This is a genomic window from Methanolobus sp., from assembly GCF_030682845.1.
Classification (GTDB): Archaea; Halobacteriota; Methanosarcinia; order Methanosarcinales; family Methanosarcinaceae; genus Methanolobus.
Map to the genome: position 1 here is coordinate 18,073 of NZ_JAUXNK010000094.1, position 9,225 is coordinate 27,297.

The 9,225-nt window shown below is 45.6% G+C and carries 11 protein-coding genes; 4 read left to right on the plus strand and 7 right to left on the minus strand.

The window, feature by feature from the left end; all coding sequences use genetic code 11:
* Positions 1-124: 124 nt before the first annotated feature.
* From Q8J68_RS12770 to Q8J68_RS12785, 4 genes are all read left to right on the plus strand, one after another.
* Entirely contained in the window at positions 125-451 is a 327-nt protein-coding gene (locus Q8J68_RS12770) for a nucleotidyltransferase family protein (RefSeq protein WP_305311900.1), read from the plus strand.
* A gap of 16 nt (positions 452-467) precedes the next feature.
* The gene (locus Q8J68_RS12775; protein ID WP_305311901.1) at positions 468-728 is read left to right on the plus strand and encodes a DUF86 domain-containing protein; all 261 of its coding nucleotides are present in this window, start codon (positions 468-470) and stop codon (positions 726-728) included.
* A gap of 27 nt (positions 729-755) precedes the next feature.
* Positions 756-1,046, plus strand: a complete 291-nt coding sequence (locus Q8J68_RS12780; protein ID WP_305311902.1) for a hypothetical protein — start codon at positions 756-758, stop codon at positions 1,044-1,046.
* 300 nt (positions 1,047-1,346) lie between these two features.
* On the plus strand, positions 1,347-2,078 hold the full coding sequence (locus tag Q8J68_RS12785) for a type II CAAX prenyl endopeptidase Rce1 family protein (RefSeq protein ID WP_305311903.1): 732 nt from the start codon (positions 1,347-1,349) through the stop codon (positions 2,076-2,078).
* A 30-nt stretch (positions 2,079-2,108) separates the two neighbouring features.
* On the opposite strand, the gene fen is transcribed toward Q8J68_RS12785, so the two are convergent.
* From fen to Q8J68_RS12820, 7 genes are all read right to left on the minus strand, one after another.
* Positions 2,109-3,134 carry a flap endonuclease-1 gene (gene fen, locus Q8J68_RS12790; protein WP_305311904.1) on the minus strand — a complete coding sequence of 342 codons (1,026 nt, stop codon included), beginning with the start codon at positions 3,132-3,134 and terminating at the stop codon, positions 2,109-2,111.
* 72 nt (positions 3,135-3,206) lie between these two features.
* Positions 3,207-3,434 (minus strand): hypothetical protein, encoded by a 228-nt coding sequence (locus Q8J68_RS12795; protein ID WP_305311905.1) that lies wholly within the window; start codon positions 3,432-3,434, stop codon positions 3,207-3,209.
* Positions 3,435-3,511: 77 nt separating this feature from the next.
* Entirely contained in the window at positions 3,512-3,886 is a 375-nt protein-coding gene (locus Q8J68_RS12800; protein WP_305311906.1) for a VOC family protein, read from the minus strand.
* Positions 3,887-4,107: 221 nt separating this feature from the next.
* A complete protein-coding gene (locus Q8J68_RS12805) occupies positions 4,108-4,824 on the minus strand; it encodes an LrgB family protein (protein WP_305311907.1) in 717 nt (238 codons plus the stop codon).
* On the minus strand, positions 4,817-5,176 hold the full coding sequence (locus tag Q8J68_RS12810) for a CidA/LrgA family protein (protein ID WP_305311908.1): 360 nt from the start codon (positions 5,174-5,176) through the stop codon (positions 4,817-4,819). The genes Q8J68_RS12805 and Q8J68_RS12810 overlap by 8 nt, the downstream gene beginning before the upstream one ends.
* A 316-nt stretch (positions 5,177-5,492) precedes the next feature.
* Positions 5,493-6,722: a hypothetical protein gene (locus tag Q8J68_RS12815; protein WP_305311909.1), complete on the minus strand. Its 1,230-nt coding sequence runs from the start codon at positions 6,720-6,722 to the stop codon at positions 5,493-5,495.
* A gap of 88 nt (positions 6,723-6,810) precedes the next feature.
* Positions 6,811-9,024, minus strand: a complete 2,214-nt coding sequence (locus Q8J68_RS12820) for a diphthine--ammonia ligase (protein WP_305311910.1) — start codon at positions 9,022-9,024, stop codon at positions 6,811-6,813.
* Between the last annotated feature and the right edge of the window lie 201 nt (positions 9,025-9,225).

A 9,225-nucleotide genomic window follows, 5' to 3' on the forward strand; every position in this document is an offset into this window, starting at 1 on the left:
GGCTCTGTAGAAATCCCCATACTAGATCCCGAATGTGAGAAGATGCAACCACAGAGTACACAGAGTCAACTGGTTTCTGCCATATTCGGGGTTAACGATTTAACTTTATCGGTGAGTAATAATTATGGATGCCCTCGGGATGTTAAGAGAACACGAGAACGTGATAATGGAGCGTTTTGGTGTCAAAAAAGTGGGTGTTTTCGGTTCTTTTGCAAGAGGAGAGGAACACGGAGACAGTGATGTTGATATCCTTGTGAAATTCAAAGAAGGTCAAAAGACCTTTGGTAATTATATGGAACTCAAGTTCTATCTCGAAGAACTTTTTGGAAGAGACGTGGACCTTGTCATCGAGACTGCCATAAAGCCACGGCTAAGAGAGCATATCCTGAAAGAGGCTGTTTATGCCTCGAGATCAATTGGTTTTCTTTGCAGACATGCTTGCTGCAATTGAGAAAATTCAAAGGTATATGGAGAATATCACTCTTGAGGAATTTCTGGAAGACGAGATGCGGGTTGATGCGGTTGTCCGCAACCTTGAGATAATTGGAGAAGCTGCAGGCAAAATCCCTCCTGAAACCAGATATCTTTTTACTGCACGGGCCGGTTATCTGGGCGGCGACCCGCAATCAAACCGCTCCCCCCTAACCGCACCCGATGACAGCTATACCATCCTGATTCCCCGCTCATTTGCAATTATACCCACAGGTATATTTTTAACCTACCATTAAAGAATATACTAATGGAGGGTTCATTTTATGGTAAAGAAATTCGTGAAAAAGATTGGTGTGCTTTCACTTGGGAAGATTACGGGAGTGATCTATGCAGTAATGGGTCTGATATTTGGAGTTATCATAACTCTTACTTCCCTGACAGTGGGCTCCATGATGTACAGTCAGGGAGCCGGCGGAATGTTATTTGGGGCATGGGCGATCATTGCATTACCTATTTTCTATGGTGTGCTTGGCTTTATTGGTGGTGTGATCACCGCATTGATATTCAATGCAGTGACCGGGGTCATAGGGGGTCTGGAACTCGAAATAGAATAAACAGGCAATGAAATTGATCTAAAAACGGATTTGATTTTTGTTTTATGCTAAGCATGTATTTTTGTTTCTTTTCTCAAGGCTTCTATTCAGGCATCAAGCATCGTGTCCAGAATAGTCTATTCCTGGTGGTCTTCTAGTAACATAAGGTCAGTTACAAATAAAAGAATACTTATATAATGGACAATCGTATTGCTTTAAGAGACAACGCGCGCACAACTCTGCTAAGTTGGCTTGAAAAAAGGAACATTAAGGATGAACACGAAGAATATTACTGACTGGGGGGTATTCTGGGTGTTGTTCATGGTAGCAGAGTTTTCTATGCTTGCATCCCTTCCATATGCAGTGTCAGTTTCAGGGGATGTGGTTGCTCAGTTTGGCAGTTCCCTTCCAATGGTCCTGGCAACGCAATTTGCCCGGGGCACAGTTTTTTTGATCATTTCCATCGTTGTAGGTCTTTTCCTTGGAAGGAAAGTTGGCTTAAAGGCACCAGTACTTGAATCATTGTTCGAGGGAAGGGGTTTGCCTGCAGGATTCAGTTCGTCTGTAAAACTGTCCTTATTGCTTGGCGTATTGGTGGGCACCATTATCTTTGTAGTGGACAGGGGTATTTTTTCCATGTTCACTGAACCTTTGACCATATTCCTGTCATCACCGCCCGTATGGCAGAGATTTCTCTATTCATTCTATGTAGGCATAGTGGAAGAGATAATCCTGCGATTCTTCCTGGTAACCCTTTTAGTATGGATCACATGGAAGATAAAAAAGACATCTGCAGGTCTACCTACAACCACCGGTATCTGGTTATCCATAATGCTTGCAAGCATCCTTTACAGTATTGGCTATGTTTCATCACTATCATCGTCAATAGAAATCAATACGATGTTTGCCTCAGGAATCATGATCCTGAACGTCATTGCAGGAAGCGTTTTCGGATGGCTTTACTGGAAAAAAGGACTTGAAGCAGCTATACTGGCCAACGTGACCTCCATGCTCACAATACTTGTGATCCTTGGTTCCCTGTTCCAGCCATGAAAATATTCCTGTAGCCTCATTAAAAATTGGTTACCAGTCGCCTAAGCAAGACTGGCAATTATCGATCGTTCTGCCCTCTAAGATCTTAATGTTACTCAAAACCTGCTTCTCGGAAAAGTCACGCTCCCTTACAAGGAAATCAAACAATGCGTCTGGTTCTGGCTTTTTCCACTTCAGGGTATAATCTCTTGTTACGGGCGGGTTCAGGAAGAACTCCCTTATCTCTTCAACTGAAGCGCATGTGCGTATATCCTTATTCTCTTCTTTGATCATCGTGATTATATCCTTGTGCTTAAGGATAAGTTTCAGAGCGGTCTTTGCACCGACATGATGGATACCCTCATTGAAATCCGTGCCGATGCAAATGGCAACATCTATCAGTTGCTCACGGGTGATCTCCAGCTGCTCAAGGGAGCCTGCCAGGGAGATATGCTCCGGTGTCTTTGCAACATAGGCATTCCTGCCGGGGACCTTTCTCTTCCCGGTGCTTCCCAGGTTGCGGACGACACTCTCTGCTCCGAAAAGGAATGCATCATAGTCCTGTGAACCCACGAGGTCGGCATCTCCCCGGGAGGTCATGAATGCCGCCTGTGCCTCAGCCTCAGATTCCGCCTGCAAGCAGGGAATACCCATGAGTTGAAGGAGCTTTTTCGATTCATCAAGTATCTGCGGGGTTATTCTTGAAGTTCCCTGTGCGAATTTCTTCATATCCTCAAGGTTGCCTTCCTCTCTGGCAATCTCATAGTTGAGGGCTGCTGTTTCCTTAATCCCCCTGCGTTTTTCCAGTGTTTCTTTCTTCATATGCGGTGGTTTTCCATCAAAAATGAAGACCGGCTTGATATTAGCGTCCCTTAGCTTGCAGGTTCTTGAAAAAAGGCCGGTAAGATGCGAAGTTGGATTGCCGGAAGAATCCGTGAGTAAGGAGCCATCCTTTCGCCTGATGGCACTCAGGAACTGGTATATGGTATTGTATGCATCGATGGCAATGACTTTACCCGACAGTTCTTCGTAAGTGATAGGGTTTTTTGTTAGTAAGGTTCCGATCTGCGTACCCATAAAGGTAAGATGCATCTGACATAGATAGTATTTTTGGCACTTCTCTACAGCACAATTTCATGTCCGGAAGTATCAGGGTTCTATCCATACCTCAAGCACTCTGTCCCTAACTGTGTATTCCCTTACAGTAGTCAGTTTCATGTCCTTAGGATGCTCGACCCAGCCCAGGTCGTAGTCTTTCTTATCCCTGCCGCCGCAGCAGACTTTTCTTGTGATTGTCAGGTTGATCTTCACAAGGTCGATATCATCCTCGCTGATCGCGTCAGCTGTTTCTTGATATCTTTTTTGGATTTGTATCATGAAGCCCTCTTGCCAAGTATGTTTTCCTCTTTGAAACAAGTTGTCTTTTTTCCAGAATGATTACGTTTATAGTCCTCTTATAACTGTTGTACGATATCGGGAACCATACCAGCGGGGTCAACTAGCATGAAATGCCTTTGCCCCCACTCTTCATCTTTTAGATCTTGAATGAATGAAGCTTGCAGTTTCTTGATTCTTTCATACTCCGCTTTAGCATCATCAACTTCAAATGAAAGCACAACTCCCTTACCTGAAAAAACCTCATGTAAAAAATCTGGCTGATTTTGTAGATTCGGCATCATGAATGCAATCTCTACTTCTGATTCGTTCCTAAGATGAATATACCAATCTGCTTCAAAAACCACCTCAAAAGAGAAAAACCTGGTATAGAATTCTTTGCACTCTTTTATATTAGGCGTAACTGATATTGGAAATAATCTTTTAATTTTCACTGAATCCCCCTGTAAATTAAAGTTGTAGCTATATATACAGTTTTCTTTTCATGATTTGTATGAGCTACTTAAGTCAGTATCCTCTGCCTAAGAATTCACCTCTCAGTGACATAAGTAAGAACTAAAGGTGCTGTCCTTAAAATTATTGTCTGACAAGTTTATTAAATTTGCAAAAGCATCAAAACGGTGAGTCAAAACCGCAGAAGAAGCCCTGATTCATCTCAGAGCAGCAAATTTGCCAGTATCGGAGCCAGGAATACAGTCACCAGCCCTGCGATACCTATCGCAAGCCCGCTCATTGCTCCTTCAGTCTCTCCCAGCTCCACGGCCTTGGTGGTGCCAAGGGCATGGGATGAGGTTCCGATAGCAACTCCTATCGCCACCTTATTCCTGATCCTGAAAAGCCTGCAGACCGTGGGTCCCAGCAGGGCACCTGTTATACCTGTTAAAACAATGGCTGCCACTGTTATTGATGACATGCCTCCAAGCTGGTTGGAGATTTCTATCCCGATGGGTGTTGTGACAGATTTGGGAATCAGGGAAATGCTCACCAGCTCATTCAGCCCGAACATCCTGGACATGAACATTATACTCACAATGCCAGCAGCAGAACCTGCTCCGATTCCTGCAAGTATAGGCAGGGCATTCTCTTTGAGCAGGTTGATTTTATTGTATAAGGGCACAGCCAGGATCACAGTGGCAGGTCCCAGGAAGAAGGATATGAATCTCCCTCCCCGGTTGTAGTCATCGAAACTTATATTGAAGCTCGCAAGAAGGGCAATGATCACCAGCATACTCAGAACCAGAGGATTCAGGAAGGGGGAGCCTGTCTTTTCGTATAGCAGACTGCCTGCATAATAAGTCAGCAAAGATATCCCTATGCCAAACACCGGGGAAGCTATCAGGAAAGTAACAAGAGAAGAGATTATCTCATTCATCTGATTTCCTCCTTTTAATCAGCACCTGTGTCGTTATACCGGTAACCGCTGCAACGATAAAGGTCGAAATAACGACTATGAACACAAGGGCTGTCCATTTTCCCTCCAACAAAGAGAAACTGGTTATCAATCCTACGGCTGCAGGTATAAAAAAGAAGGGAAGGTGCTTTAGCATGAAGTTGCTCACATCCTCTATCATGGACAGTTTCAACAGGCCTGTCAGAAGGAACAAAAGCAGCAGCAACATTCCCAGTATGTTACCAGGTATGGGAATATCCAGGGATGTATAGAGGAGTTCGCCCAGAAAACTGGCAAGGAGAATAATACCGAATTGAATAAGATATTTTATCATGGATATTTCAGCAGGTCAGTGTATTTTGAGAAATTGTCAGTGATTATCCTGTACATATGCAACATGTACTCTTAGATGAGTACTTGAACTGTTGCTTGGCAGCATTAAGGTTTTCGGCTCCATGCTCAGAGAAATTCGGGGTTTTTCCGGATAATTATGTCCAATACCTGCCGGGAAAAGACCTTCCGGTAACATTCCTTAAGATCCTGAGCTGGGCTGGACTGTTGTTTTTCCTGCTGATGACACTTGGTTTTGTTTATGTGGGATTTTTCCGGGTATGAACAGGAATATAGGAAGGCGGGCAAGTCTGGCCAGCCTACCTCTTTTCCTCTAAAATTCCTTGCATCTCCTGCCTGACAATATCCTGACCCGTATAGCTCATTAAATGTTCCCAGCTCTTCTGAAGTTCTAAAAGATGCTCGAAAGGATCAAATGAAGGTACTGCCTCCTCTTTAGCAACTTCAATGTTCTTCAAAGCCTCAATGCCGCCCTGAAGGTCGCCATTGCGACGGTATTCTCCAGAGAGGAGCATGCTGGCTTTCTTTATTCTCTCGTCAAGGTCTTCTTTCAGGAAAATACCGGGGTATTCGCCAAAATCCTCGGCCGAGATGCGCCTCATGCCTTTTATGTCCTTCTGATGCCTCAGCTTTTCTCTCTCAAAGACAAAACGGTATATGTCTTCCCTAAGGCGCATCCATTGCGGATGGCTTTTTTCAGGCGGCAGGTGCTTGATGTGCAGTTCATTATCAAGGAAGAAGTTAAAACCGAACATCATGGCGTTCATGATGTAATCAATATCCTCGCCCCGCCTGACATGGGGATCGAAGGGTATCTTTGTAAAAAGGTTCCTGTGAATTGTCATGTTCCCGCCAAACACGAATGGTGTTTCTTTTATTCTTGGCGGGGATGCGATCACAGCTTCAAAGGCTTTGTTCATCTGTGTCTGCTTGCCCCAGTAGTAGGCCCAGCCATCTTCAGGAGCAGGTACATAGAAATTGCCATCCGGCTGCAGATAATAGCCTGCAAGTCCGTATATCCTCCTGCCGTTAACATCCTGGCCGATATGCTCCCGGACCTTGCCGATGAAATCAGGGTCCTCGAACACCTCATCATCATCGATAAGCACTGCAGCATCTGCCTCCATGATGTGAGGCACGAAAAGGCACATGTTACGAACGTTGGAATATCCCGTAAGCCGCAGAAGGTCCCTGTAGGCGGCATTCCCTTCTTTCTCCAGTACTTCATGGATGTTTTTCAGGTGAGAAGGTCCAAATACCACGGCCTTTATTCCTGCATCAGGTGCTGTCTGCTCAACGATCGCTGTTACGATATCCTCAACCTCGCTCTCGATATCCGGAGAAGTCGCCACTGCCAGTACCACAAGTTTGAAATCCTTATCACCAAGCATTTTCATGCTTCTGATAGCCCTGCCAAGCGTACCTTCGTGGTCTATCGGGATGGGATGGTCGTAAACAGCATCCCCTTCTTTCCAGCCTGTAGCACTATCCCGGCTCCAGTAACTGGGTATCACCATTGTAAGTTCCAAATGCTCCACTCCTTATAACTGCTATCGCAATTCTAATTAACAATTATAAGGAGAACAGTATTTATATTCTCGTAGTTGGTGGCAGTATTCAGTCTTTATCGATAAGCACTGCATCGGTGATGACCACTTTTGCAGTATACTCATCCAGTTCTATAACTTCCATTTCCCGGATCTCTATCTTTTTATGGTACATAGGCCCGTCGAGCACAAAGCTCTCGAACTCGCCTCCTTCACCTGCGACATTGAGGCCGATCTTCTCGTTGAGCCGGACAAGCCGTTCGATGTCCTTTTCCTCTATCCTGCGTCCGACCCAGCTTTTATCAAGCCCGTAGGCTGCGACGCTGCTGAATATGAACTCAAATCCTATCGCCAGTAGCTGATGCATCTCCTTTTCCTGATCGATATGCCAGAGAGGTGAGAATACCTTCAGGCCAAGTTCATCGCATACCTTCTCTATCCTTTCGCGCTGGTAATTTGAGTACAGAGCTCCCGTAACAACTCCTTCTATCCCGAACTCTTCCTTTGCTCTGAGGATGGCGTTCTTCATGTCCTTAAGTTCAGTTTCCTTCTCACCTCTGGTGGTCTCTTCGATAAGGGGAATACCCATTGCCTCTGCCTGCAGGTTAGCCAGGCTGATGTTGGGTGTGTGGAACATATATGAGTCGGGATTCTGGCTCTTAATAGTGATGAGGCACTCTATGGAGTAGTTCTGCTCCTGCATGATATGCATTGCATAATTGCTGTCCTTGCCTGAGCTGAAAAGCACACCCAGCTTGAGGTTGTGCTGGTCATAGAATTGTTTCAGGTATGCGGTCTTTGTGTTAAACCCTGCTCTCTTTGCCAGCTTGCCGATTGCCTTGTCAAACCTGCTGCCATACTGTGCAGCCTGTTTTTTTCTCATGGCCAGCTCCTGCGGGAGACCAAGGTCCCGGGCTGTCTCACGCAGTATCCACTTGTTCTGATCCTCATGCATCTTGTATCTGGCAGGTATCTTAAGACAATAGTCAACAAAGCGTTTGTCCAGATAGGGTACACGCAGCTCGATGTTATTGTTCATCGAGACCACGTCATCCCTGTAGGTGTTCCTCTCATATATCTTCAGGATATCCGCATAGCAATCCCTGTTGATATCTGTGGAACGTTTATGGCGGTCATATCCGGCCAGCAGTTCATCAGCGCCGGAGCCTGAGAACATGACCCTTATGCCGTCCTCCCTTGCAGCGACACATGCTGCGTACATTGTCAGGGCAACACCCACTTTAGGGACATTGGTGTCTTCAACAAGCGGGACGACAGTTTTAAGGTATTCCTCAACTTCCTCAAGCCCGATTCTCTTAATCTTCAGGTCAAGGCCAAGCTCCTCTGCCATCCTCTGTGCATATTCAACATCAGGGGGAAGTTCAACTCCACTCAGTCCGGCTGTATAACATGTGAAATCAACTCCCGGCTCTTTCTCCAGTATCTTGCACAGGCATGCTATTACAGTAGAATCCAGCCCGCCTGAGAATAGTATGCCAAACCTTTCATCAGGGAAGCGTATGGACACGGCACTTTCCAGAAGGCTGTGGAAATCTTTCTTGATCTCTTCAATCGGTTCTGCGTGCTCTGGCTGGATGGAGAAGAACTTTCGGTTAAAGTGAGTGACGGAGTTGCTCTGCAGGTCGTAGCAGAATATTTCCCGTGGGTTAAGTTCCTTGATGTTGGTGCGTCCTGTAGAGACAAGGGCTTTTTTCTCGGAAGCAAAGGCAAACCCGTCAGATGAGCTGTACCAGATGGGCTTTATCCCAAGGATGTCCCTTGCAATGTAGACCTTATCCTCCAGCCAGTAAGCAAAGGCGTAGACGCCTATTACTTCGGCAAGCAGTTCATCCAGTATCCTGAGTATGTCGGTTTCCGAAGCCTTATCGGACATGCCTGCATTTTCACCCGTATCACTCGTTCTGTCGGTTTGCTGCAGTTTCAGCTCTATTAACTTTATGAGCAGATCCGCATCGTTATCAGCTTCAAGTCCGTATTTTCCCCCAAGCTCTCTCCAGTTATACAGCTCGCAGTTGGCAACCATTTTCCCATTATATACTATGGGCTGGCGTACAAAACTGACCATGGAATGCAGGCGATGACCAAGCACTTTCTGCTGTGTGCCCGAGGGAAATTCCAGGCAGCGTGCTTCATTTCCATACTCTGTCCACGCGGGTCCACACATCCCAATGCAGTCAAGCCCTCTGTTCTTCATGCTCTCAAGGGCCTTCAAAGTCAGCTCAGTAGAGTCATCAATATTGAAAAAGCCTGTAATTGCACACATTTTCAGTTCTTCATAGGATTTGTTTTGAGAGGCTATACACAATGATTATGCATAAGAGTTTTGTATATCCGGGTTTGCAGAAGAAGTCTTAAAATCGAAAAGTGCGCAGATTTACAGAGGTCATTCAATTGAAGAAAGTTACGATGCGCATTCCCCCGTCTTTAGACGGGGGTTAGCATCGTCCCTGCGAAGGCATTACTC